Below are 24,796 nucleotides of genomic sequence, written 5' to 3' on the forward strand. Positions count from 1 at the left end.
CGTGACCGACCCTGTCTGCATCCAGCTTGACCTGCAGCACAACGACCGCCAGGTCATTCAGGTGCGTCAGTGCTGGTCGCCCACGTCACGACGCCTCAGCTTTCAGCTTCCTGTTTGGACCCCTGGGTCTTACACGGTTCGCGATCACGTTCAGCATCTGCACAGCCTGGGGCTCCTGTCGGGGACCAACCCTGTGGCTGTGAAACGAACGGGCCCATCGGCATGGTCAGCCGATCTTCCCGATCTCACGCCTCTCACCCTCACCTATTGCCTTGAGGCGAGGGATCTGACTGTCAGGACCTGCTACGTCGATTCCAGTTTTGCGTCTCTCTGCATGGCAGCAGTGGCGATGCATGTTGACGATCAGCGCTGGCATCCCCACCATCTCCAGGTGCTGGCCCCAGAACCCTGGAACGTGCACGTTCCGCTTGAGAGGGGGACCGATGGCTGGTTGGCAAGTGATTTCGATGCATTGGTCGACAGCCCGCTCCATGCGGGAGAGTTTGATCTGGAAGGTTTTGAAGTGGAGGGGCATCGGCATGATCTGCTGTTGATTGGCACTCCGCCGGGTGGATGGCCGGACCAACTCAGCTCTGATGTTGCTTCGGTGTGTTCGGGTGTCTGTCGATTAATGGGAACAGCTCCCCCAGCAGGTGACCGATACCAGTTGGTGATTCAGATGCTGGAACAGGGCTATGGCGGCTTGGAGCATGACCACAGTGCTGTTCTTCAGTTCAACTGGCAGGCTCTGGCCAAACCCGATGGACGGCGTCAGTTGCTTCAGTTGGTCGGTCATGAATATCTGCACCAGTGGAATGTGAGACGACTCCGTCCGGTGGAGTACCGCCCCTATGACTACGCTCGTCCAGTGGTCAGTGAAGGTCTCTGGTTTGCTGAGGGGATCACCAGTTATTTCGATCTGGCCACAACTCTGATCGCTGGTTTCAGTGACCGCTCCACATTCCTAAAGGATCTCGGCCAAGAGCTTTCGCGGGTGTTGATGACACCGGGACGATCACTACAAAGCCTTTCGGACAGTGCCAAGGAAGCATGGGTCAAGCTCTACAAGGCAACCCCCGCCTCCCGCGACTCGCAGGTGAGCTACTACGGGCTCGGTGCAGCCACAGCTTTTTGCCTTGATGTACGGCTTCGACAAGCCGATTCCTCTTTGGCGGAAGTCCTGCGTGAACTCTGGTTCAGCCATGGACCTCAGGGGCGTGGCTACAGCAGGCAACACATTCACGCCGCACTGGATGGTCATACCCCAGCATTGGCTGCTGAACTGACCACCTGGCTGGATCAACCAGCATCCTTGCCCTTGAAAGCAGTGGTTGCAGATCTTGGGCTTCGCCTCGATTCGGTTCCAACCGATCGTCCCCACCATGGACTGACCCTCAAGGATGAGCAGGGACAGGTGCTGGTGAAGCGTGTGGCCTCCGACGGTCCAGGTGCTGATTCTGCGTTGGTTCCTGGTGATGAACTTCTCGCGGTGAATGGTTATCGCCTCCGACGTGCAGCGGACCTCGCTCTCCTTCTTCAGTCTCGATCGGCCGCCTGCATCACCTATGTCCGTCGTGGCCGTCTCGCTGAGACTCATCTGAATCCTGACAAAGGTGTGGACCACTGGCTCTTGGATTGGGACCCTGGGGCGAATGCCGATCAACGAGCGCTGCGGGATCGATGGTTCCAGATTCTCTGAAGCAGGGTTTGCAATCGGGCTGGAGCTCGATGAGGCGTCATCCGCTGGTGTTGATCACGGCCATGTCTGCCGGGTCGCTCACCATGTTGTTTCTGGGGTGGGTCCTCTCCGATCAGCAGGGCTATTCCCATGCCAGCTCGCGCCGTTCCCTGTTGGAACTGCTGGATGAAGTCAGCGAGGAAAGCGGCAGGGCTCCTGAAAACAACCCAACAGGGGTGCCTCTTAAACCACCCAGGGCACGCTCATGGTCGTCCCCCCTGGCCCGACAGTGTTCAGGTCTCGATTCCAAGGTGCGTCAGCGGCTTCTCTCTCTTCAAAACAGCCAGGATTCTTGGCGCAAGGATCGGCCGATTGACCCAACCAACTTCGGTGAGCGGCATCGTCAGGATGCCTTTGGACGGACCCTCGACATCAACCCCCGTGTTGTTGTGATGCACGAGACCGTCTACTCGATGCAGTCGGCGGTCAATACCTTCATGACGCCTCACCCACGCGATGAAGATCAGGTCAGTTATCACACCCTGGTTGGTCTTGATGGAGCCGTTCTCGATCTGGTGCCACCCATCAACAGGGCCTATGGCTCCGGCAACTCTTCTTTTTTAGGTGAGTGGGCAGTCACCAACAAGAATTTGAAGGGCTCAGTGAATAATTTCGCGCTGCACATCAGTCTGGAAACCCCTTCCGATGGAGCCAACGCCAACAGTCGCCATAGCGGTTACACGGCAAATCAGTACGACGCGTTGGCTCTGGTGTTGTCGGGCTGGATTCGACGCTTTGATCTAGCTCCTGCTGCCATTACCACCCATCTCCATGTTGACAACGGAGGAGAGCGCAGTGATCCGCGCAGTTTTGACTGGTCAGCTCTTCAGATTCGTCTGGCGGCCTTGGGAGATCTTTGTGTGTCTTAACGCGGTGTGCTGATCACGGAGAATTTTTGATTGAGCTCTGATCCATTTCCAAAATTTTTCCCTTTGGATTGGATATCTCCCATCCATCACTTGATCAGTTTGGAGTAAACTTCGTCAGCATATTTCGGTTGTTCTGGTCTTCACTATTGATCGATCATGCCACAGATTATTGCTCAAATTTACAGCTCTTCCCTGTTGTCGTAAGTTAGATGATTTTCCCTTTCCAAAGGGATGATTTAAAGCGATTACAGAGGCCATCGCGTGGGTGCGGCAAGTTGATCTGGTGTATTGGTCGACGCTATTCTGTATGGGAATGATTCGATCGGGCGGCGAATCAAATCAACGGCGATTGAAATCATCCAGAATCAAATCAACGCAGAATCAGATTAAGATTGAGCTTGGTGTTGTCTGCGTGCTGTAGATGACTCCGTGCAGTTCAGGATCTTGCATATACCGCATTATGCGCGCTGGATAGTCAAGTTTGCCGTTATGCAGATACGCAAGGGTGGCGATTGCTTTGGCGTCGAAATAGCTTCGGCTCGCCTGGAGGGCTGAATCATTTGGCAATCCAAGTGCTCGTTTGAGGCGATGGATTTTTCCGCCCAAGATGATCACATTTTCGATTGGATCCAGAAGAATGTCCCTCGCCCAGGCGATGTCTTCATCGCTTGGATTTTCGGGAAGCATGTTCTGATGAATCAATTCAGTGATTCCGATCTGCGCTGGACCGTGGGTTTTAACGAAGCCAGAGTGAACGATGAAGGGAAGGTCTTCTCCGGGTTTTGAATGTTGAATTTCATCGAACAGAATTGCGGTCAACAGCATCGGATTCAGATGGCGCTGTCTTGCTTCGCGGACGATCACAGGTTTCAGAGCCCTGAGTTTGTTGAGCGTTTGCCTGCGTAGCGGCCGCAGCTGATCCACGCCGCGGGTGACCAGCTGGGCGATCGGTGTCTGGGGTCCGTGCACACCGAAACGTTGCTGCAGAAGGCGCAATTCCTCAGGGGAAAAAGCCGTGGGGTCAGCCTTGGAGCTCAGCGCCTTGGATCTCTCGGCGGGCAGGGTTTCGGTCTGGCCCTGAAGCTTCGGTGCGTCAGGCTTCACCAACACACCAAGAACAATCGCCAGGCCGAGGGCGGCGATGCTCTGGGTGGCGAGGATGCGCAGACCCTCAGGCATAAACCGATGTGGTTGAACAAGGTTTGACGACTGAACCTAACCGCAGTGCCGCCAACAATGGGCAACCCTCAAGAACATGGATAGTTTCGGCAGGAATGGTCCCTCCATCAACGATGAGCTTCCCGGATTTCAACGGCAGTGATGCTCAGGTTCAGTGGCAGCGTTTTTGTGACCTGATCTGGTATCACGACGATCTTGGGATCTGGCTGGATGTCAGTCGAATGCATGTCAACACCTCACACCTTGAGGCATTGCAACCGGGTTTCGAGAAGGCGTTTGCCGCGATGCAGGATCTTGAATCCGGATCCGTCGCGAATGCAGACGAGCAGCGGCAAGTTGGCCATTACTGGTTGCGGGCTCCCCAACTCGCCCCCTCGGAGCCGGTTCGTGAGCACATTTCCCAGGAAGTCGACCGGATTGAGCAGTTTGGAAAAGATCTGATTGGTGGTCGGATCAGGACGCCGAGTGGAGAGGCTTTTACCGACGTGTTGTGGATCGGCATCGGTGGCAGCGGTCTGGGACCGAAGCTGATGATCGAGGCCCTCCAGAACTCCGGACAGGGCCTGCCGTTTCACTTCTTTGACAATGTCGATCCAAATGGCATGAGCACCGTGCTTGCTCAGCTCGGTGAAACGCTGAAGACCACCTTGGTGGTGACGGTGAGCAAATCCGGGGGTACTCCAGAACCTCATCTCGGGATGGAACAGGCTCGCCATCGTCTTGAAGCCAACGGAGGCCAATGGGCTGGCCAGGCTGTTGCCGTCACCATGCTGGACAGCAAACTCGATCAGCAGGCCCAGCGTGAGGGCTGGCTTGATCGTTTTGACATGTTCGACTGGGTTGGAGGACGAACGAGCATCACCAGTGCCGTTGGTCTCTTGCCTGGTGCTCTGATCGGTTCTGATATCAGATCGTTTCTGGCTGGAGCGGCGCAAATGGATGAAGCCACGCGGGTGACGGACTTGCGCAGGAATCCTGCTGCGCTGATGGCCGCATCCTGGTTTTTGGCCGGAGAGGGCAAGGGCAGGCGCGACATGGTTGTGCTTCCTTATCGGGATCGCCTCGAAGTCTTTAGTCGTTACCTTCAGCAGTTGGTGATGGAGTCCCTTGGAAAACGCCTGGATCGTGACGGCAACACAGTGAATCAAGGCATTGCTGTGTATGGAAACAAAGGTTCAACAGATCAGCACGCTTATGTTCAACAATTGAGGGACGGAGTTGACAACTTCTTTGCAACATTCATCGAGGTTCTTCAAGACGCCGGTGATATTCCCGTTATCCAATCCGAACGTCCGGGTGACTTTCTTGATGGGTTTCTGCAGGGCACCCGATCGGCATTGACGGAAGGTGGCAGGCAGAGCATCAGCATTTCGATGCGTCGATTTGATGCCCGTCGATTGGGAGCTTTGATCGGGTTGTTTGAGCGCGCTGTTGGTTTGTATGGCGAATTAATCAACATCAATGCGTATCACCAACCCGGCGTTGAGGCCGGCAAAAAGGCTGCTGCTGCGGTTCTCGATTTGCAGAGCAGGGTGGAAGCGGTGCTCAATGACGGAGCCTCTCGCTCTGTCTCGGAAATTCGCCAGGCCTTGGGCGATGGAACCGACGAATCCGTGTTTTGGATCATGCGCCATCTCACGGGAAACGAGCGTGGCTACAGCGCGGTTGGAGATTGGTCCAGCCCTGCAACGATGCGGTTCAGCAAGGGTTGAGTTGGTGAATCGCCGCTTGTTTCGCTCTGAACGGCTGCCGCGTATCGGATCTTGCTGCATCGGCCGCGCCCAATTTCGATCCTCATGTCTTTGTTCTGGACATCGGCAAGGAGGCTGCTGTGATCTACTGCAACGGCTCCGACCTGAAAAGTTTCATGGAGGAGGAACGTTTCAGGCTTGATGCCGTGATGCCGTGATGCCGATCCGATATCCGTCTTGAACGATTTGGACCTTTCTCAGCACGACCAGAGTTTGAGGCTGCACAACGGATGTCTCGATCCCGTTGTTGATGCCTGTTCTCGACGAGTGAAGTGCATCATCCGGAAGTTTGCGCTGACGGTGCCCAGCCGCTCACAAAACGGCAATCAGGGAACGAGGTTGACCAATTTTCCCGGCACAACAATCACCCGTTTCGGTGCTGCTCCGTTTAACCACTTTTTGGCCACATCACTCGCCAGAGCGAGCTGCTCCAGCTCGGTTTTATCTGCGTTGGCGGGTACCTGCAATTTGCCGCGCACCTTGCCCTTCACCTGAATCACCAGCTCAACGCTGTCCAGAACCAGAGCCGTTGGATCGAGTTCTGGCCAAGGCTGTTGATGCACGCTGCCCGTCCCACCGAGACGACTCCAGAACTCTTCGGCTAAGTGCGGAGCAAATGGTGCAAGCAGACGGATGAGGCCTGAGAGGGCTTCTTGAAGCACTGCCGGATGCAGTGCATGAATGTCCGCTGCATTGATGGCATTGGACAGTTTCATCAGCTCGGAAATCGCTGTGTTTAGTTGAATTTCGCCGTTGAGGTCTTCACTGATCGCTTCAATTGCCAGATGGAGAGCACGGCGCACGCCACCATCCGCATCGCTCAGATTCACTCCCCGATCGATCGGGTCCATGGTGTTCAACTTCACCGACGCTGCGTCCACCAGTCGCCAGAGGCGCTGGAGAAAGCGGAACTGACCTTCCACATCAGCGTCATCCCATTCCAGATCCTTCTCCGGAGGGGCTTTGAACAGGATGAACATCCTCGCCGTGTCGGCGCCGTAGCGATCGATCACCGCAGCGGGGTCAACGCCGTTGTACTTCGACTTCGACATCTTCTCGAAAAGCACGTCTAGCGGTGCTCCGGTCGAAGGATCACGGGGGTTCTCAGGATCGCTTACATCTACCGGCGCCACGTATTTGCCGGTCTCAGGGTTGCGGTAGGTCACCCCTTGAACCATCCCTTGGGTGAGCAGCTGCTCGAACGGTTCGTCTACATCAATCAGGCCACGATCCTTCAGGGCCTTGGTGAAAAAGCGGGCATACAGCAAATGCAGGATGGCGTGTTCGATTCCACCCACGTACTGCTTTACCGGTAACCAGCGGTTGATTGCCTCTTTGCTGAAGGGCAGCGCGTTGTTGTGGGGGTCGGCGAAACGCAGGTAGTACCAGGACGAACACATGAACGTGTCCATGGTGTCCGTCTCCCGCTTGGCGGGTTTGCCGCAGTTCGGGCAAGGCACGTTCACCCAGTCGGATTTCTGGCCAAGGGGAGATCCCCCTTTGCCGGAAAGATCAATGCCTCTGGGAAGTTCCACCGGGAGTTGATCGCGGGGCACGGCCACGGCCCCACAGTCCGGACAATGAACGATCGGAATCGGGCAGCCCCAATAGCGTTGACGTGAAATCAGCCAGTCCCGCAGGCGATAGGTGACCTTGCTTCGGGCCCAACCAGCAGATTCACCATGCTCGGTGATGCTTGCTTTCGCTTCTGTGGACGGGGTGCCGTCAAAGGACCCAGAATTCACAAGCGTTCCGGCTTCAGTCCAGGCGTTGCCATTGGCGATTGCTTCCCTTGCCCCATCTCCATCAATGACCTGTTGGATCGGGAGGGCGTTGGTTCGGGCAAATTGAATGTCGCGCTGGTCATGGGCCGGTACACCCATCACGGCGCCGGTGCCGTACTCCGCCAGGACGTAGTCGGCAATCCAGATCGGCAGCGTCTCTCCGTTGAGAGGGTTGGTGACGTGGGTACCAATGGGCACACCACGCTTGGGCCTGTCGTCGCTGGTGCGTTCGATGGCGCTCAGGCGCCCGACCTCTTGTCGAAACAATCGAACCGCGTCGGCCTGTTCAGATGTGGTCAGCCCGTCCACCAGGGCATGCTCCGGGGCAAGCACCACGTAGCTGGCTCCCGCCAGGGTGTCGGGTCGTGTTGTGAAGACGGTGATTCTCTGATCCGTGGTTGTTTGATCTGTCGATTCCTTGACCTGAAACGTGATTTCAGCTCCTTCCGAGCGGCCAATCCAGTTGGCCTGCATCGTTCGCACCCGTTCGGGCCAGCCCTGAAGTTTGTCTAGATCGTCCAACAAAGCCTGGGCATAGTCAGTGATGCGCAGGAACCACTGATTCAGCTGGCGTTGTTCCACCAGGGCACCGGAGCGCCATGAACGACCATCGGCATCGACCTGCTCATTGGCCAGAACGGTCTGATCAATCGGATCCCAGTTGACGGTTGCGTTCTTGCGATAAGCGAGGCCGCCATCAAACAGTTCGAGAAAGAGCCACTGGGTCCAGCGGTAATAGTCGCCATGGCAGGTGGCCTGTTCCCTGTCCCAGTCGATGGACAGCCCGAGTTTGTCGAGCTGAGCGCGCATCTGGCTGATGTTGTGATCCGTCCAATCACCGGGGTCGACATTGCGCTCAATCGCCGCATTCTCAGCCGGTAATCCAAAGGCATCCCATCCCATGGGATGCAGGACGGCGTGGCCGCGCATCCGCTGAACGCGTGCAATCACATCCGTGATCACATAGTTGCGCACATGACCCATGTGCAGGCTCCCTGAGGGATAAGGGAACATCGACAGGGCGTAGAAGGCAGGTTTGCTGCTGTTCTCATCCGTGGCATCGAGCCCAACGCTGCGCCAATGGCTCTGCCAGCGCCCCTCCAACGCTGTGGGCTCATAACGACTTGGCTGTGCACCGTTGTCGGACGGAGAAGAGGCAGCGTTCACAGAACAGGCGCACAGCGAGGCAGCGATCGTGCCACATGCCTTGCTTTCATCCGAGTGTTCGAATCACGATGACGTGACGACGGCTGACAAGAACGGGTCGAACGGCCCCGGGTCGTTCGACGGCCAGAAATTCCGAGTCCTGCCAGACTAGCCGTCCTTCGATGCGCTCATTGCTCACCAGATCGATGCTGAGCGGCAACTGCTCCCTGATCCAGCTCTGCAACACCCTTACGCCGGGCAGGCTGGGATCGAGCGGAGTGGTCTCCATAGGGTCGGGTGGTCGACTGGACCCTCGCAGCAGTGCCGCATCAGGGTTTTCCTCACCCGAGCGTAGCCGGCACAATGACTGACCTCAGACCGGTGATCCCTTCTGGAGGTCCTGAAGTCGTGAGGTCTCGTTACCAGCAATGGGTGTTCATGTTGCGGTGATCGGAGACGCTGTTGAGGGTTGGATCCGAGCCATTGCCGGCGTGGTCATGGCTCGGTTTCAACGGCAACCAGAAAGGAGGATTTGACGGGTTTCGTAGCACACCAAACCAATTAATCCGCTTTGCTCTGTTCTGCGATCCGATTCACGATTGACAGGACGTGCAATCATTCGTTGATTGGCAAACTTCAGCCCTGAGAAAGAAACAATTGATTCATTTTTAAAATTAAATTTAGATGCAGATAATCCAAATATAGGACGTGTGAAATGAGGCGTCGTTCTCACTTCTTTGTTGCTGCGTCCTGGCAGAGTTGACAGCTTCCTGTCAGTTTTGCAGAGAAGCTCCTCCATGTTGTGTTGAAGAATTTTTCCTGGTTTGCTTCGGTTTTTGTGTTGCTGCTGTGCACCACAGTTTCGTTTCGACCGGTCCATGCACGCCAGCCCAAGATTGTTGAAGTGCCGGCCGGTCCGGCTTTTGTAAAACTGCCTGGCAGCTCTGAGACGAATGCGCTCAGTGGTCAGGCGTTGCAGGTCAACACCCTATTAAGGACGACCAAGCCGGGGCGCATGCAGGTGATGCTCGGAGACGGACGCCAGTTCAGAATGGGTGGGGATGCCGAACTGCGTCTCGGACGATCCACTGTTGAGCTTCTGAAGGGATCCATGATCGGTTGGATCAAGCCAGGAACACCGCAAAGCAGCCCTCTCAAAATCCGCACACGGTTGGCAACGGCATCGATTCAGGGAACGACAGTATTGGTTGAGTTAAACGACGAACAATTTGAGGTTTTCAGTTGGGAAGGGACTGTTCGAGTGGACACAGCGGATGGTCAACGCTTTACCTTGACCAGTGGACAGCAGTTGCTGCTTGACCTAAAGCGCCAAATGGATGATGTGAAGGGACAACTTGACAATCTAGAGGCTGTTCTTGGTCAGCTTGGAGCTAACAGTCCTCTTGTGCTGACTGATGAAGACAGGGTTGAAGGGCGTCGACCTTCCGGGAAGAATCAGTCACCTCAATGGGAACCACCCGAGCCTGTCTCAACGCAGGATGCGGAACGCCGGCTGCAGAAGAGTCTTCTCATCAATGGATTTTCCACGCCTCTGGAGACTCTTCCAGAAATTGAACGTGAACTTGGTGCTTACGAACCAGTTCTTTGACTGATGAATCCAAACTGCAAATGCGTTGATCATCTCGAATCAGATCTCCCCAAACTGGTTAGGAAAAATAATGATTCCGATGACTATGTTTATCGATTAATTTTTTGCTTATTAAGCGGAAATCTATGGTTAGTCAACAAAGAAATACTTGTTATTGGTGACGATTGCCGCAGAGCATATATGCAAAGTTTTTCTAACTTTATTTCCTTTTTTGGGTCAACGTCTAAAGGCTTAGCGACTAAAATTTGTTGTTTGAAACATTTTGCTTGCCCCGATCAGACTTTGCGGCAAGCATTACTAGATTATATAGCTTCATTGCATTTTTTTCTAGTGCTTTGAAATAGTTCAATCGATTGATGTTAAACGGGCTTGAAGTATCTGAACTCCTTTTGTATGCATTGTTAGATAAGGCTGCTGTGGTCTCTTCAAGCTCCTTGGTCGACAGCTCAAAGTCGTCATTTTCGTCTTGCATCGCATTGATGAATTCAACTAATAATGAATTTTACATGTTGGAGCACATCTCGGCTGTCAGGAAATATTAAGTTGATCAATATTTTGTTTATCTAAAGGATTTCATCAAAAATTTTTTTGAGCTGACGTTTTTTTGATTTCTGCAAATGTTCGTTTGGGTTGTTGCGAATGCGTTTATTTTTTAGTCTTTTGTTATTGTTTTGGATTGATGAAGAGCAAAGCTCCAGATGGCTGAATCAAAGCTGTTCTGGTGCTTTATTTAACCATTTCAGCCTTGCTTTTCGTCGTTTTGTGGATTCACTTGATTTTTGACGTGCAATGGAAGGATGCTGATCTTGTTGGATTTCGCATTTGCTTGATTGCAGTATTGCGCAATTGCGCGTTGCTGCTTAGGCACATATATTAATAGCGAGCTTGATAAATAACATTTTTTAAACCTTATTTGCCTTGTGTTCTGTGAGATGATGCGCCCCATATAGTTTTTCTATGAATAATTTGATTGTTTCTTATGATCCAAGTCAATATCGATTTCATGATTGGGCTTCCAGAGTGCTTGGCGTGGCATGCTTGGGGGTTGCCCATGAGTCGAGCGAAGTAAAAAAGCTGAATCGGAGCCCAACGATCAATCAATTGGCTTCATCTTTTTCAGACATCTTAGAAACTTACAAATTGTTTGTACTGAATGTTGTAGCCAAGGAGTTTGAAGGGATCTCGACTTATCAATGTCCGCCATCCTTCCGCTTCCACTATTGTGGAAGCGGAAGTAGTGTCTTTCATCGTGATCGTGATTTTGGTGTCGAGGATGGAAGAATTAATGTTTGGGTGCCATTGACCCAGGTTTGGGGAGATAACAGTCTTTGGATAGAAAGTGAAATCGGTTCCAATGATTACACTCCACTCAGTTTGGATCTTGGCCAAGCTTTGATTTTTGATGGTGTCAACCTTGGCCATGGATCAAAAATCAACACAACAGCTTCGACGCGCGTAAGCTTTGATTTTCGTTTTCAGCCAGGACCTGGCCCAGCCAAGCGATCCTCCTATTAACTTGACGGACTCTTTCATTTGCATGGGTTGACGTTGCGAGTATTTCAGGTTGATTGGTTGTAATTGTATGCATGCTTATTGATGTATTTAGTGGTATTGTTCAAACAATATGCCCATCACGGTTTGGTTCCAATATTATTCAATTCTTTTTTATTCGATCCAATTGGGGATGAGGGTGAAAGAGTTTTTAGCTTGCTAAAAGCATCAATCGATTCGCTCCTAATGCTGCTTTTGGTGAATGGTTTATTTGCGCATTTCAAGGACTATGTGTTTTAATTTATGGTCTAGATTGTCCAATACTCTTTCATCCATTGTGTATTCTATTGTTGCATTATGATTTATTTGATTCTGCTGAAATTCGATTCCCATTGCCGCAGATTTTTATAATTCCTTTACCGTCTAACCCGCTATTTGGAAATATAATTTGAAGCATAGACTGCATTTTGTGCCATTATTTCTACGCCACGGATCAACGCCCAGTCTCTTTTTGGGGCTGTTAAGTCAAGGATTAGGTCAATAAGTTTGAGTCATGGGTGATTTCTTGGTCTGTTCATGAAAATACCATTCTTTCTGTTTTCATCCTCTAGTGTACCTCTCAGCGTTTATGATGATTCAACGGAACTGATGCCAAATTCGAATGTGAGTATCACTTGTTAACGCTGTTAATGCTTTGAAGCGTTGCTTTAGTTGTAGGGACATTGTCTGGAATTGCAACCTTGTCTGCCAGTTAAATTCAATTTTTTGTTTTGCGAAGGATTCATGATTGAGGAATTCGGTTCTAATCTTTAATGCCTAATTTAATATGATGTGACCCGGCAAAATGATCTATTCTGCGAAGTTGTTGATCAACAAATCATAGGTTTGTCAGACTTAGTTTTTTTGGCCTCTACCACTGCAATTGCTAACATATTCAACGTTTAAGGCTTTTATGCGGTTCGGCTCACATGCTCGCATTCAGTAAGTATCAGGGGCTGGGGAACGACTTTCTCATTCTGGAAGGGCGCCAGGGTCAACTTCCTCGTTCAGTCTCTGAGCCTGATGCTGAATGGGTGCGTCTGATCTGCGACAGGCGTTTTGGCGTGGGTGGAGATGGGCTGATCCTGGCGCTCCCACCCGATGCGCAGGGAGATTTGCGGATGCGCATTTTCAACGCAGACGGAACGGAGGCCGAAATGTGCGGCAACGGCATTCGTTGTCTGGCGCGCTTTCTGGCGGATAGTGATGGTGACGCCCCTGGCCGTCGTTGGGCGATTGAAACTCTGGCGGGGATGATCCGACCCGAACTGATGCGTGATGGACAGTTGCGGGTTGATATGGGCAAGCCCTTCCTCGAGCCGTCAAGCATTCCCACCACTCTCAATGTGGTGGATGGTCTGCCTCAAGGGGTGTTGGAGCTTGCGAGTGACCAACTGAACGTGGCCTCAGTTGGCATGGGGAATCCCCATGTGGTGATCCCTGTCGAGGATCTCACCACGATTCCCTTCGAGGCCTGGGGCGCAGCTCTGGAGGTGCATCCGGTTTTCCCAGCCAAAACCAACGTTCATTTCCTTCAGGTCCATGGAAGCCGCCGCCTGGAAATCCGTGTCTGGGAGCGTGGTGCGGGCCCAACCCTGGCCTGTGGCACAGGGGCCTGCGCCACCCTTGTGGCCGCCGTGCTGCTGGGGTTGGCTGATACCAGCGCTGAAGTGATGTTGCCGGGTGGTCCGCTTCAGATTGAATGGAGTGATCGCAACGGTCCAGTCCTGATGACCGGTCCGGCTGAAGCTGTGTTCGATGGGGTGCTGACGCCTGAATTGATGCCTTCACGTCCCTCCCAGGACCGAATGACACGTGTTCAAGTTGTTGAGCTCGATTCATCAGCTGAGTCGAGTAGTCCTTCGGCGGACCCCAGCCCTGAGGAGGAGGCAGCTGCTCTTGAGAAGGTTCAGGACTTTTTGAACAACACCTCGCTCGATTCATTGCTCAATCTCGCCAGTGAGTCCCTTGAGCAGCGCACCAGAGCTCGGTTTGAGCGTGGCGGTGGGCTCTGAGCTTTATCTCGATGCCGCTGCCACAACACCGCCTTTGCCAGCGGTGCTTGATGCCATGCAATCGATTCAACAAAGGGCTTGGGCCAACCCCAGCAGCCTGCACGGGTATGGATTGCTTGCCGCAGAGGCCTTGGAACGCGCCCGGTTTGCCATTGCGACCCTGCTGACGGCAGCGCCGGACGATTTGATCGTCACCTCGGGTGCCACGGAATCGATCCATCTCGCTCTGCTGGGAAGTGCTGCGGTTCTGCCCGCTGGGCGGCTGGTGATTTCCAGCGTTGAACATCCCGCAGTCAATGCTGCTGCTCAACGGCTCGTCGGGCTTGGCTGGGAGCTCGAGTTTTGGCCCGTTGATGCTCAGGGAGTGATTCGTCTTGATCAACTCAAACGATTGATCGCCCCTCCAACGCAACTTGTCTCCCTGATCTGGGGACAGAGTGAAGTGGGAGCACTTCAACCGTTACTCCCGATCGCCCATGCCTGCCGGCAACGTGGAATTCGTTTCCACACGGATGCCACGCAGTTGATCCCTCAGGGTCGGGTCAATTGGGCCGATTTGCCGGTGGATCTGCTCTCGTTCTCAGCCCACAAATTTCAGGGCCCTCGTGGTGTCGGTTTCCTGCTCACCAGAGATGGCTTGCCATTGCGTGCCCTGCAGGGTGGGGGTGGTCAGGAACAGGGGTTCCGCAGTGGCACCGAACCCGTTGCCTTGGTTGCCGGATGTGCTGAAGCCATGGGCTCTCTCCCCCCTTTTGATGCTCTGAACAATCGTGTCCCCCCAGGTTCATGCGACTGGATCCGGCCCTGTCGTGATCTTTTACTCGAGCGGTTGTTGGCGATTCCCGGTGTCCGAGCGGTCGGACCGAACAGCGCAGCGCGCCTCCCCCATCACATCAGCCTCCTGATCGGCACGCCTGATGGGCGACCGCTTTCCGGGCGGGCCGTCGTGCGAGAGCTGGCCAGAACGGGAGTGGCCGCCAGCAGTGGAACGGCCTGCAGATCTGGAACGTCCACGGACAGCGCTGTGCTCGGTGCGATGCAGGTGCCTTCGATTTGGCGACAGTCTGGATTGCGTTTCAGCCTTGGTTCCTGGTTGTCGGATGCCGATCTCGGACCTGTGCCGCAGTTGCTGGAGCGGGCCATCCACCATGTCCAAAACGATTCCTGAGATGCTGGCGCGATGACCACCACCGAACCAGCTGTCCAGCCGCTCCCCTCGGATCTCGCTGCTGCAGAGCAAGCCATGCATGCCTCGCTCCTCGCAGCCCTTGATTCAGGCGATGGCAGTCGTTGGGGTGCGGCTCTGAAATTTGAAAATTTGCGCTTGTTGCCCGTTGCCCTTCGTTTGGCACGGGCCCTGATGGCTGGAGAACGCCCAGTCACTGTGCTCTGGCCCGATGCAGGGGCAGCAGCCCTGGCCCGTCGCGATGCTTCAGACCTGGCAGATTGCATCCTTGATTTTCGCCAGTGGATGAGGCGTTCGGCTGAGGAGCCCTCTGACGAACTGCTTCTGGCCGTGATGCCGACGCCTGCGGATTACGAGGAATTTCTTGGTATCTGCGAAGCCCATCACGGACAGGTGGCCATGTTGAACGGCCGGTTGGAGGATGCCGCTGTCGGCATCGGTAGTGTGGCCCGCGAACGACGCCGAGGTTTCGTCTCCTCCTGGAAGCAGGCCTATTGGCTTGAACCTCTGGACGGTGGCGCGCTGATGCGCTGTTTTCCTGCGGATTGGCGAATTTATCGGTCCGATCCGGATGGGTATCGCCAGGTTGCCGTTTTTGAAAGTCGTCCTGATCCAGACACCATCGCAACCTCGTTGGCGGGAGAGGCAGGAGATGGACTGAAGCAGCAGCTGAATCAGGTGGATCGGTTTATTGACGGTTTGCGCAACTAGGGGTTTGTTTCTTGATCACAGATCAAACAGTCCGTAAGGTTCGTGTCCGAGGTTGGGTTCCATGCAGCGTCCCCCATGGTTGCGACGGTTATCACCGGTTGATGGCATTGCCTCTTTGCTCGCCGTGACGGCGTTGGCTGGAGTGATTTGGTCCCCGAAGCTCAGCAACGCTGTCGCACGGGCAACCGGCTCCGTTCAGCCCGTTCAACTGACGGTGGATGTCCGGCACCTTGTCGCTGCAGACTCAGCCGTTTTGCTTAATTCGATTCGAGACGAGGGAGGGCTCAACTTCGTGATCCGGAACCAGCCTGCTGGTCGCGTTCGAGTTCTCGATGTTCAAAATGTCACTCAAAAATTGGTGGCTGTTCAGCCTGACGGCCGGGTTGTTTCGGCTGAGAACCCCTACCCAGGGACGTTGTTTCACATCCGTTTCTCCCTTGAAGCTGACGCAGAGGCGGGCCCTTCCGGCGTCGTCATTGGCGGCACCAAGCTCAAAATTGGTGTGCCAGTGGAATTGGAAGGTCGTCTGTACAGGCTGAACGGCGTCGTGAGTGGGGTGTCGCAGTCGTGATCAAAGTTCTGACCGGTCTGTTGCTCAGTGTCAACAGCCTGCAACCCTCCCTCGCTGCTGAGCCTCAACCAGCTCTGATCTCCCCACCTCCTCCGGTTGAACGCCAGGGACTGCCCAACCTCCAGTTCGGTCGGGTCTGTCCCGAGCTTCAACAGGCCATTAAAGGAGCTGTGGGCGGGCAGAGCTCCGCATGGAGCATCAGCGTTGTTGATGATCGCGGACAGCTGCTGGCCGATCTGAATGGGGGTTCACCCCGTGTTCCGGCCTCAAACCAAAAGCTGATCAGCAGTGCATTCGCTCTTGATCGTCTCGGGCCGGATTTCCGGCTTCGCACCCAGTTGCTTCGCCATGCCGATGGGTCCATGGAAATTGTCGGGGAAGGAGACCCTGACCTGAGCATCGTTGAGATGCAGAGATTTGCCATGGTCGTTCTCGGCCAGGGCGGCGCCAGGACTGCTCAGACGGCTGCAGGTCCAGTGCGTTTGATGGTGCGTGAAGAGCCACGCCAGCGATGGTGGCCAAACGATTGGCATCCTGCCGATCGCAGTTACGCCTATGGAGCCCCGATCACGCGCCTGGCTCTGACGAGCAATGCGCTTCATATGGCCGTGATGGATCCGGCGGCACGTCTGCAGCGGGTGTTGAAAACAAGTGTTCAGAAGCAGGGCGGCCAGATCCAGATGGTGATGGTGGATAACGAGGGACGTGAGGCCACCCTGGCCAGCAGTGAAGAGGAACCCCTTGTTCTTCACAGTGAAGACTCTGCACCGATGCATGCTCTGCTGAGCCTGGCCAACACAGAGAGCCACAACTTCACTGCCGAGGTGCTGCTGCGGGCTGCCGCTGATGACTGGGACGTGGGACGTGCCTCTCTGGCAAATACACGCTGGATGCAGGCGCAAGGATTGCCGATCACTGGAATGAAGATCCGCGACGGCAGTGGGCTTTCACGGGGGAACCGGGTCACCAGCCGCACGATTGCGGCTTTGTTGCTCCGCATGAGTCGTCACCCGCTTTCCTCCTACTACCAGGCCTCGATGGCGATCGCAGGCCAACGGGGAACGCTGCGTTATCTGTACCGGGGAACACCACTACAAGGCCGTTTCTGGGGCAAGACCGGCACACTCACGGGTGTCCGCTCGATTTCTGGGATCCTTGACACTCCAGACGGTCGGCGTTTCGTCAGCATGATTTCCAATGGAGCGTCAGCACCCAACTCGGTGATGGGTCAGGTGCTGACATCGGCTCAACGACTCAGCCGGTGCCCTTCATGGAGCGCAGGCGAGATGCAGCCCGGCGTGCCCGGTTGATCGGAACGGTCTTGGTGGTTTCAGCACTCGCAACGGGACGTTCGTCCTCGTGGCGAATCGTCTGAATTTTGACGAGTTCCTGCCGGCCGGCCATCACCACCTGAGCCATCTCCTTGAGACGCACTTCCAGTTCACCCAGGGTCTGTTCGGCGTAGCGGTTGGCACCCTCTTGGACGCTGCCGGCTTCCTGACGGCTTCGCTGGATTAGTCCCTCACATTGCTGTTGCGTTTGTTGCCGGAATTGCAGAGCATCGTTGTGCACGCGCTCGGCTTCCTCGCGAGCTTCCTTTTGCAGCCGCAGCCCTTCACGGCGTATCGACTCAAGTTCCTGCAGACCCTGTTGCCGATTGCCCTCGTGCTGCTCCAGGTATTGACGCTTAAGTTCGACCGCTTCCTGCTCGAGCTGTTGACGCCGTTGCAGAGCTTCTTGTTCCAGCTGCTGACGACGGGAAGCAAATTGCTGCTCCTGCTGAACGATCTTGGCCTGCATCTCCTGCTCCATAGACGCGCTTTTCTGGCGCGTGTTCTGCAGCAACTTCTCGCATTGCTGACGGGTTTGCTCTCGCAGCTCATTCACCTGGCGCTCGGCTTCTTGCCGGATCGCTGCATTGTTGACCAGCTGCTCGCGCTGCTGTTTGGCTTGTTGAACAATCTCTTCAGCCTGTTGCCGAGCGGTGTTGATGAAGTCATCACGCCGCTGCAGCAGCTGATCTGCACGCTCAACCTCTTTTGGCAGGGCATCACGAACAGCGTCGAGAACTTCGACAGCTTCACCTTCATTCACCAGGCGTCCCCCTGTGAAGGGAACCCGACTCCCTTCGAGAACGATCTCTTCCAGCTGATCCAGTTGATCGAGCACGGTGAACCGAGCTTCGCTCATGGCTGCAAGGGAGTTAAAGCCGAATTGAATAACCTGTTGAGGTCTTCCGCAACCTTTGCGGGGACCATGTGATCAATCGGCCCACCGAAACGTGCCACTTCCTTGACAACGGAACTGCTCAGAAAACTGTGATGGGCGGAGGCGGCCATGAAGATCGTTTCGAGCTCAGTCGCCAGTGACCGGTTGGTGTTTGCAATCTGAAGTTCATATTCAAAATCGCTCATTGCACGCAGGCCGCGAATGATCAAACCGGCATCATGCGTTGCTGCACAGTGGACGGTTAGCCCGTCAAAACTGACCACATCAATCCCTTCGAGATGGGCCGTTGCTGTTCGGATCTGGCTGATGCGTTGCTCGACAGAAAAAGCAGCTTTTTTGTTCGGATTGCAGAGAACCGCAACCACCACTTCACCGAACAGGGATGACGCCCGTTCGATCAGGTCCAGATGTCCATTTGTGAGTGGGTCAAAACTCCCCGGGTAAAGCGCCCGCATCACACATCAGGCAACAGCTCAATCCTATGCAGCGGACCCTGCCTAGATTTCATGGAAACCTCGAATCTTCCCCATGAGCCTGGATCTCGATGCCAAGAAGACCCTTCTGCGCAAGATCCCCCATGGGCTGTTTGTCTGTGGGGTGCGAGAAGGCGACGAGGTGAATGGTTTCACCGCCAGCTGGGTGACCCAGGGCTCCTTCGAACCCCCCTTGGTGGTGATGTCCGTTCGTTCGGACAGTGCCAGCCACGCCATCATCGAACGAACAGGCCGCTTCTCACTCAACGTTCTGCGTGCCGATCAGAAGGATTTGGCAGCAGTGTTCTTCAAACCTCAGAAGGCGATGGGAGGACGGTTTGAAGCGGCGCCGTTCCAGGAAGGTGAGCTTGGCCTCCCCCTCCTGGACGACGCTGTCGGTGGTGTTGAGTGCGAGCTGGCGGGCACTGTGAAACATGGCGATCACACCGTTTTCGTTGGGGAGGTCAAATCAGCACGGCTGATCGCCGATGGCGATGCGCTGAACCTGGCCAGCACCGGCTGGAATTACGGCGGTTGAGCGCATCTTGGCGTCTTCAGGATCGGGCGCTCCGCTGCTGACGCAGCCGGATCGCCTTGAACAGCGGCTGAAGGATATTCCCGCTGAGCCGGGTTGTTATCTGATGCGTGACGGGCAAGACCGCATTCTCTACGTCGGTAAATCAAAAAGCCTGCGAAGTCGTGTTCGCAGCTACTTCCGTAGCCGCCATGACCTTTCCCCGCGGATTCGCTTGATGACGAGGCAGGTCTGTGACATTGAATTCATCGTCACCGACAGTGAAGCGGAAGCGCTCGCGTTGGAATCCAACCTGATCAAGAACCATCAGCCCCACTTCAATGTGTTGCTGAAGGACGACAAAAAATATCCCTATCTCTGCATTACCTGGAGTGAGGCCTATCCACGCATCTTCATAACCCGCAGGCGCCGGTTTCGCAGTCCCCTGGATCGTTTTTACGGACCTTATGTCGATGTGGGTTTGCTTCGACGCACCCTGTTTCTCGTCAAACGGGTCTTCCCATTGCGTCAGCGTCCCCGACCGATGTATCCCGATCGCACCTGTCTGAATTTCAGCATCGGACGCTGTCCTGGGGTTTGTCAGGAAAGGATCAGTTCCGAGGACTATCACCGCACGCTGCGCAAAGTGGCGATGGTGTTTCAGGGGCGCAGTGATGAACTGCAGACCCTTCTTCACGAGCAGATGGGCCGTTACGCGGAACGGCTGGATTTTGAGTCCGCTGCACGGGTGCGTGATCAACTCCAGGGGCTGGATCAGCTGACGGCGGATCAGAAGATGAGTCTCCCGGATTCTTCGATCAGTCGAGACGTGTTGGCGTTGGCGATGGATGAGCGGGTGGCGGCCGTTCAGTTGTTTCAAATGCGTGCCGGCAAGCTTGTGGGCCGCCTCGGATACACAGCCGATGCGTCCGGCCTGGAGCCTGGGTTGATTCTTCAACGGGTGATCGAAGAGCACTACAGCCAGGTGGATGCCGTGGAGGTCCCTCCTGAATTGCTGGTGCAACACGCTTTACCCCAACAAAATCTGCTCGAGGAGTGGCTTGGTGAACAGCGAGAGCGCAAGGTGCACATTCATTGCCCGAAACAACGTCAGAAAGCGGACCTGATCGAGCTGGTGCAGCGCAATGCTGAATTCGAACTTCTCCGCGCAAAACAAGGCCAGGAGCAGCAGGCCCTGGCAACGGAAGATCTGGCGCAATTGTTGGAGCTTCCGATTCCTCCTCGGCGAATCGAGGGCTACGACATCAGTCATATCCAGGGGAGTGACGCTGTTGCCTCTCAGGTTGTGTTCATCGACGGTTTGCCCGCGAAGCAGCACTACCGCAAATACAAAATTCGAAGCAGCAGCATCCGTTCAGGACACAGCGATGACTTCATGGCCATGGCGGAGATCATGCGCCGGCGCTTCCGTCGCTGGGCTCGGGCCAAAGCAGAGGGTATCGACGTGGGTGCTCTTCGCCAGAAGGGAGGCAGTGCACTGCAGACCGATGGCCTGAATGATTGGCCTGACGTGGTGATGATCGATGGCGGGAAGGGTCAGTTATCGGCCGTGATGGAGGCGCTGCGTGAATTGGATCTCCATGAGGATCTGAATGTGTGTTCGCTGGCCAAACAGCGTGAGGAGATTTTTCTGCCGGGGGAGCGACAACCGCTCGACAGTGAGCCGGATCAGCTGGGCGTCGCCCTGCTGCGGCGGCTGCGGGATGAAGCCCACCGCTTTGCGGTGACCTTCCATCGACAGCAGCGGGGCGAGCGGATGAAACGGTCTCGCCTAAGTGATATTCCAGGTGTTGGCCCGAAACGGGTCAAGGATCTTCTCGCTCACTTCCACTCGATCGATGCCATCCAGCTGGCGAGTGTCGAGCGGTTAAGTGAAGCGCCTGGTGTGGGTCCGTCGATGGCACAGCAGATCCACGATTTCTTCCATCCCGAAGACGACCCTGCACTCGATCAGGAGCCATCCCAGGATGGATTCACGCCATCAGACCAGGCGATGACCTCACTGGAGGCGTCATGAGCGCACAATCCTGTCCCATGACCGTTCGCTTTGATTGCGGAGTCGATTGAGATGTGCATCTGGAGCCAGGCCGACGCGACGTTCTCCACCCATCCACGACGCGTTCAGGTGCGGAACCAGCGTGGCAAGGCCGTCGAACGTCGCGTCAAACAGGTGGATTACATCTGGGATCTTGATGACGGTGCGCCGGGGTTTTTGAAACAGACAAGGCGTGACCGCTTGAAGTTGTACGTGGATACTGATCGCAATGGCCTGTTCACCCGGGGAGATGTTCTGCTGGGCAAAACGAAGATCACCCGTCGGCATCGTCTTGACGTCGTAGCCGATCTTTTGCCCGATGAACAGGTCGGTCAGATTATTGCGTTCAACGCTGTCGAGTCAAACGCTGCAGATACCTCGCCGCTTCGGGACAAACCGCCTGGATCGTCAAATGGATCGAAGGATCACATCGATCTGCTTGCCGGGGTTGGGTTGCGCTTCATGCACCCCGATGGCTCGGTTGTTGCTGTGTTCGGTGATTTATCGATTTGATGCTTGAAGCGACAGTCTTAATCAAATGAGCTCAGGGCGCGTTTGTATGAATGGACGATGTCGTTACACGTTCGTATTCCTAAAAATTTAAATGTTTGGCTCAGTCATTGGAAACATGTCTTTGCTGCAAGTTGATTGCATTGTCGCTATAGTGATAAATATTCTAATTTTTTCCAATGACAGCTCTTGATTTTGGACCTTATCAATCAACATTAGGAACCAATAAAAAGGATGTCGAGGAGGTTGAGGGTGGATTTGGCTTTTATGCAGGTTCAGGCAAAGACATCTTGACCAATGGCAGCTATCAGATTGAAGACGACTCGGCTTCTGGAGGCTTTGCAACAGTTCCTTCCGTCCTGTCCGGAGGCCCAGGGAATGATCGTTATATGTTCATGACAGACCAGGAGTGGGGCTTTGTCGCTGATGCAGGCAGCGGCAAAGATATTATACAATTTTCGAAAAACAACATTCTCAACCCCAAGTTCAAAACTAGCGATTCCGCTATCAGCACTATCCTCATTAATGATCGTGACGTGATGATCGCTACCACCAATCTCGACACTGGCGTAAGGGATTTTGGTGTCCTATTCTCAGACCCTTTTGGATCCGAATATTCCGAAAATAAGCTTGAAAAAGTTAAATTCGGCAAGAAGAAATATTCGTTCAAAAAGTTCTACAAAATCCTCCAGAAAAACGCTGAACAAATGCCTGAAATTTTTTCATTCGATACGGCTACTTTTGCCGACTTGGGTGAGGCCGGCTTGCTGAACCTGACCGGCTTTCCCGACACGGACGTTCTCGACAGTGGTGAATATATTCAAATTGCTCTCTACAACAATTCGCTGCTTGCCTAATTTCTTCCTGGCCAATCGCAGTTGTACACACGTTGTCAAATAATTAGTCTATTTCATCGGCTTGCAAACTATTGCAGGCCGTATTTTGTTGGATCCTTTTTTTGGAAGATCTCATTACGTGGATCTCATGAGCCGTCATTCGTTCTCAGGTTGAGAAGACAAGGCGTCGTGCAATTCGTGTATTCCATTTCTGGCGACGCAGTTCAGCAGCACTGCTTTCACAAATTGGCGATGTTCCAGCCAGAGTGCGGAGCTTGACACGCGGAAGACATGGCTCGGTTTCTGATCAGCACGGTCGTCCTGATCTCGATGATCTTCATCCCCTCTGCAGTTGCTGCGCCGGGGCTTTGCACGGGGCCTGTCTGTGCTGACGGGATCACCCGAAGCGCCAAGAACCACTGGCAGCTTGTGCTGCGTCTCGATGACCAACAGGGGCATCGAGAAAAGGTGGTGATGGACTGTCGAGCGGGTGTGCTCAGCCCTCGTGCGGGACTAGTGGATCGCGGCTACGCCACGGCGCTTGGCCAGCGGGCTTGTCGACTTGCCGGTGAAACCGGTTGATCGCCATGCAGATCACGCTTGTCTATCCGCATCAGCTGTTCGCCAGCCATCCGGCTGTTCAACCGGGACGTGATGTTGCACTGATCGAAGACCCTCTGTTCTTTGGAACGGACCCGCAGTGGCCGCAACGCGTGCACTGGCGAAAGCTTTTGCTGCATCGCGCTTCGATGCAGGCCTATGCCGATCGGTTGCGGTCGGCGGGTTGCACGGTTCTGGTGCAACGTCATCACGAAGCGGCGGATACGACCGGCCATCTGGAATTGCTTTTGAGAGCCGGGTATCGAAGCTTCCATCTCTCCGATCCCGTGGATGACGTCCTCGAACGGAGGCTTCGTGCTGCGATCACATCCCATCAGGCCGTGCTCCAAGTGGTGCCGACCCCGATGCTCCTGACGCCCCTCGACGTTATCGACGAGCAGGTCGCGACCGGCAAAAAACCGTCCATGGCGCGTTTTTATGAAATGCAGCGCCGTCGTCTCGGGTTGCTTCTCGATCCGGACGGCGGGCCGCTCGGAGGCCGCTGGAGTTTTGATGCAGACAATCGCAAGAAACTGCCAAAGGGCATTGCAGTGCCGGCAGAACCTGGGCTCCCACTGACGGATGACCTCCAATCCCATCAGCGAGACCTGCTTGGCGAGGGCCTGCCAGGAATCGGGTCAACGGACGTTTTTGCCTATCCCGTCACCCATGAGCAGGCGGAGAGCTGGCTGGATGATTTCCTCGAAAAGCGACTCGTTGATTTTGGTGCCTACGAAGATGCGATCAGCCAAACCCATCGTGTGATGTGGCATGGCGTGCTCACACCGATGCTGAATATTGGCCTGCTCACGCCCCAGCAGGTTCTTGATCGAACCCTTCAGCGTGCCGATGCCGGTGATGTTCCTCTGAATTCGCTCGAAGGATTTGTACGGCAGATCGTGGGATGGCGTGAATTCATGGCCGTCATGTATCGCCGTTTTGGCGGCCGCATGCGCACCAGTAATTTCTGGAATTTTGATGATCAACCGATTCCAAACGCTTTCTACACAGCCACAACAGGTCTGGCACCGATTGACGATGCGATCGCCCATGCGTTGCAAACCGGTTACTGCCATCACATCGAACGGCTGATGTTGCTCGGCAATCTGATGTTGCTCTGTGGTTTCCACCCCAACCGAGTCTATCTCTGGTTTATGGAACTGTTTGTGGACGCCTACGACTGGGTGATGGTGCCAAATGTTTATGGAATGAGTCAGTTTGCTGATGGCGGCATTTTCACAACCAAGCCCTATCTATCCGGCTCGAATTATGTGCGAAAAATGTCTGATTATCGGAAGGGTGATTGGTGCAGCACCTGGGATGCCCTTTTCTGGTCGTTTATCAAACGCCACGAAACATTTTTCCGGGGTCAGTATCGACTGGCGATGATGGCGCGCAATCTGGATCGGATGGCACCGGAAACGCTTGATGCCCACCTGAAGCGCAGTCGAGAGTTTCTTGACGGCCTGGGATGAGCGCTTCGTAGGGT

General features: G+C 54.6%; 23 protein-coding genes. 16 read left to right on the forward strand and 7 right to left on the reverse strand.

All coding sequences use genetic code 11. From position 1 onward, the window contains the following. The first annotated feature begins 1 nt into the window (after position 1). A complete protein-coding gene (locus SIB64_RS09650) occupies positions 2-1,699 on the forward strand; it encodes a signal protein PDZ (protein ID WP_413440018.1) in 1,698 nt (565 codons plus the stop codon). Next, positions 1,681-2,607: an N-acetylmuramoyl-L-alanine amidase gene (locus SIB64_RS09655; protein WP_413440019.1), complete on the forward strand. Its 927-nt coding sequence runs from the start codon at positions 1,681-1,683 to the stop codon at positions 2,605-2,607. Before SIB64_RS09650 ends, SIB64_RS09655 begins: the two co-directional genes overlap by 19 nt. A gap of 381 nt (positions 2,608-2,988) precedes the next feature. Here SIB64_RS09655 and SIB64_RS09660 read toward each other — a convergent pair whose 3' ends face one another. Then, on the reverse strand, positions 2,989-3,786 hold the full coding sequence (locus tag SIB64_RS09660; RefSeq protein ID WP_413440020.1) for a helicase DnaB: 798 nt from the start codon (positions 3,784-3,786) through the stop codon (positions 2,989-2,991). A gap of 113 nt (positions 3,787-3,899) precedes the next feature. Between SIB64_RS09660 and SIB64_RS09665 the strand changes: the two genes are divergently transcribed. Beyond that, positions 3,900-5,498: a glucose-6-phosphate isomerase gene (locus tag SIB64_RS09665; RefSeq protein ID WP_413440021.1), complete on the forward strand. Its 1,599-nt coding sequence runs from the start codon at positions 3,900-3,902 to the stop codon at positions 5,496-5,498. Positions 5,499-5,863: 365 nt separating this feature from the next. Here the strand turns inward: SIB64_RS09665 and leuS are convergent, their stop codons facing one another. From leuS to SIB64_RS09680, 3 genes are all read right to left on the reverse strand, one after another. Beyond that, positions 5,864-8,503, reverse strand: coding sequence for a leucine--tRNA ligase (gene leuS / locus SIB64_RS09670; protein ID WP_413442969.1), 2,640 nt, complete (start codon positions 8,501-8,503; stop codon positions 5,864-5,866). A gap of 31 nt (positions 8,504-8,534) precedes the next feature. Further along, positions 8,535-8,831, reverse strand: a complete 297-nt coding sequence (locus SIB64_RS09675; RefSeq protein ID WP_413440022.1) for an Hfq-related RNA-binding protein — start codon at positions 8,829-8,831, stop codon at positions 8,535-8,537. Between the two features lie 144 nt (positions 8,832-8,975). After that, positions 8,976-9,266, reverse strand: a complete 291-nt coding sequence (locus SIB64_RS09680) for a hypothetical protein (protein ID WP_413440023.1) — start codon at positions 9,264-9,266, stop codon at positions 8,976-8,978. A gap of 6 nt (positions 9,267-9,272) precedes the next feature. Here SIB64_RS09680 and SIB64_RS09685 point away from each other — a divergent pair, with 6 nt between their 5' ends. Continuing rightward, a complete protein-coding gene (locus SIB64_RS09685) occupies positions 9,273-10,076 on the forward strand; it encodes a FecR domain-containing protein (protein WP_413440024.1) in 804 nt (267 codons plus the stop codon). 238 nt (positions 10,077-10,314) lie between these two features. Here the strand turns inward: SIB64_RS09685 and SIB64_RS09690 are convergent, their stop codons facing one another. After that, on the reverse strand, positions 10,315-10,548 hold the full coding sequence (locus SIB64_RS09690) for a hypothetical protein (protein WP_413440025.1): 234 nt from the start codon (positions 10,546-10,548) through the stop codon (positions 10,315-10,317). Positions 10,549-11,033: 485 nt separating this feature from the next. Here SIB64_RS09690 and SIB64_RS09695 point away from each other — a divergent pair, with 485 nt between their 5' ends. From SIB64_RS09695 to dacB, 6 genes are all read left to right on the forward strand, one after another. Then, positions 11,034-11,591: a hypothetical protein gene (locus SIB64_RS09695; RefSeq protein ID WP_413440026.1), complete on the forward strand. Its 558-nt coding sequence runs from the start codon at positions 11,034-11,036 to the stop codon at positions 11,589-11,591. A gap of 944 nt (positions 11,592-12,535) precedes the next feature. Then, on the forward strand, positions 12,536-13,621 hold the full coding sequence (gene dapF, locus SIB64_RS09700; protein ID WP_413440027.1) for a diaminopimelate epimerase: 1,086 nt from the start codon (positions 12,536-12,538) through the stop codon (positions 13,619-13,621). Then, entirely contained in the window at positions 13,575-14,789 is a 1,215-nt protein-coding gene (locus tag SIB64_RS09705; protein ID WP_413440028.1) for a cysteine desulfurase family protein, read from the forward strand. Before dapF ends, SIB64_RS09705 begins: the two co-directional genes overlap by 47 nt. A gap of 12 nt (positions 14,790-14,801) precedes the next feature. Then, a complete protein-coding gene (locus tag SIB64_RS09710; protein ID WP_413440029.1) occupies positions 14,802-15,518 on the forward strand; it encodes a DUF1995 family protein in 717 nt (238 codons plus the stop codon). A gap of 61 nt (positions 15,519-15,579) precedes the next feature. Continuing rightward, positions 15,580-16,089 carry a DUF4330 domain-containing protein gene (locus SIB64_RS09715; RefSeq protein WP_413440030.1) on the forward strand — a complete coding sequence of 170 codons (510 nt, stop codon included), beginning with the start codon at positions 15,580-15,582 and terminating at the stop codon, positions 16,087-16,089. Further along, positions 16,089-17,399 carry a D-alanyl-D-alanine carboxypeptidase/D-alanyl-D-alanine-endopeptidase gene (gene dacB, locus SIB64_RS09720; RefSeq protein WP_413442970.1) on the forward strand — a complete coding sequence of 437 codons (1,311 nt, stop codon included), beginning with the start codon at positions 16,089-16,091 and terminating at the stop codon, positions 17,397-17,399. Before SIB64_RS09715 ends, dacB begins: the two co-directional genes overlap by 1 nt. On the opposite strand, the gene SIB64_RS09725 is transcribed toward dacB, so the two are convergent. Beyond that, a complete protein-coding gene (locus SIB64_RS09725) occupies positions 17,344-18,279 on the reverse strand; it encodes a hypothetical protein (protein ID WP_413440031.1) in 936 nt (311 codons plus the stop codon). The genes dacB and SIB64_RS09725 overlap by 56 nt on opposite strands. Further along, complete coding sequence (coaD, locus tag SIB64_RS09730) at positions 18,276-18,773, reverse strand: pantetheine-phosphate adenylyltransferase (RefSeq protein ID WP_413440032.1); 498 nt, start codon at positions 18,771-18,773, stop codon at positions 18,276-18,278. Before coaD ends, SIB64_RS09725 begins: the two co-directional genes overlap by 4 nt. 73 nt (positions 18,774-18,846) lie before the next feature. Here coaD and SIB64_RS09735 point away from each other — a divergent pair, with 73 nt between their 5' ends. The 6 genes from SIB64_RS09735 to SIB64_RS09760 all read left to right on the forward strand — a co-directional run bounded on the left by SIB64_RS09735 (position 18,847) and on the right by SIB64_RS09760 (position 24,782). After that, positions 18,847-19,329 carry a flavin reductase family protein gene (locus tag SIB64_RS09735; protein WP_413440033.1) on the forward strand — a complete coding sequence of 161 codons (483 nt, stop codon included), beginning with the start codon at positions 18,847-18,849 and terminating at the stop codon, positions 19,327-19,329. A gap of 7 nt (positions 19,330-19,336) precedes the next feature. Next, positions 19,337-21,343 (forward strand): excinuclease ABC subunit UvrC, encoded by a 2,007-nt coding sequence (uvrC, locus tag SIB64_RS09740; protein WP_413440034.1) that lies wholly within the window; start codon positions 19,337-19,339, stop codon positions 21,341-21,343. A 51-nt stretch (positions 21,344-21,394) separates the two neighbouring features. Further along, complete coding sequence (locus tag SIB64_RS09745) at positions 21,395-21,874, forward strand: hypothetical protein (protein WP_413440035.1); 480 nt, start codon at positions 21,395-21,397, stop codon at positions 21,872-21,874. A gap of 176 nt (positions 21,875-22,050) precedes the next feature. Next, positions 22,051-22,728: a hypothetical protein gene (locus tag SIB64_RS09750; protein ID WP_413440036.1), complete on the forward strand. Its 678-nt coding sequence runs from the start codon at positions 22,051-22,053 to the stop codon at positions 22,726-22,728. 270 nt (positions 22,729-22,998) lie between these two features. Continuing rightward, entirely contained in the window at positions 22,999-23,289 is a 291-nt protein-coding gene (locus SIB64_RS09755) for a hypothetical protein (RefSeq protein WP_413440037.1), read from the forward strand. Positions 23,290-23,294: 5 nt separating this feature from the next. After that, the gene (locus SIB64_RS09760) at positions 23,295-24,782 is read left to right on the forward strand and encodes a cryptochrome/photolyase family protein (protein ID WP_413440038.1); all 1,488 of its coding nucleotides are present in this window, start codon (positions 23,295-23,297) and stop codon (positions 24,780-24,782) included. The last annotated feature ends 14 nt before the right edge of the window (positions 24,783-24,796 follow it).

The sequence above is a fragment of the Synechococcus sp. MIT S1220 genome (assembly GCF_047303025.1).
In the GTDB taxonomy this organism is placed as follows: domain Bacteria; phylum Cyanobacteriota; class Cyanobacteriia; order PCC-6307; family Cyanobiaceae; genus Parasynechococcus.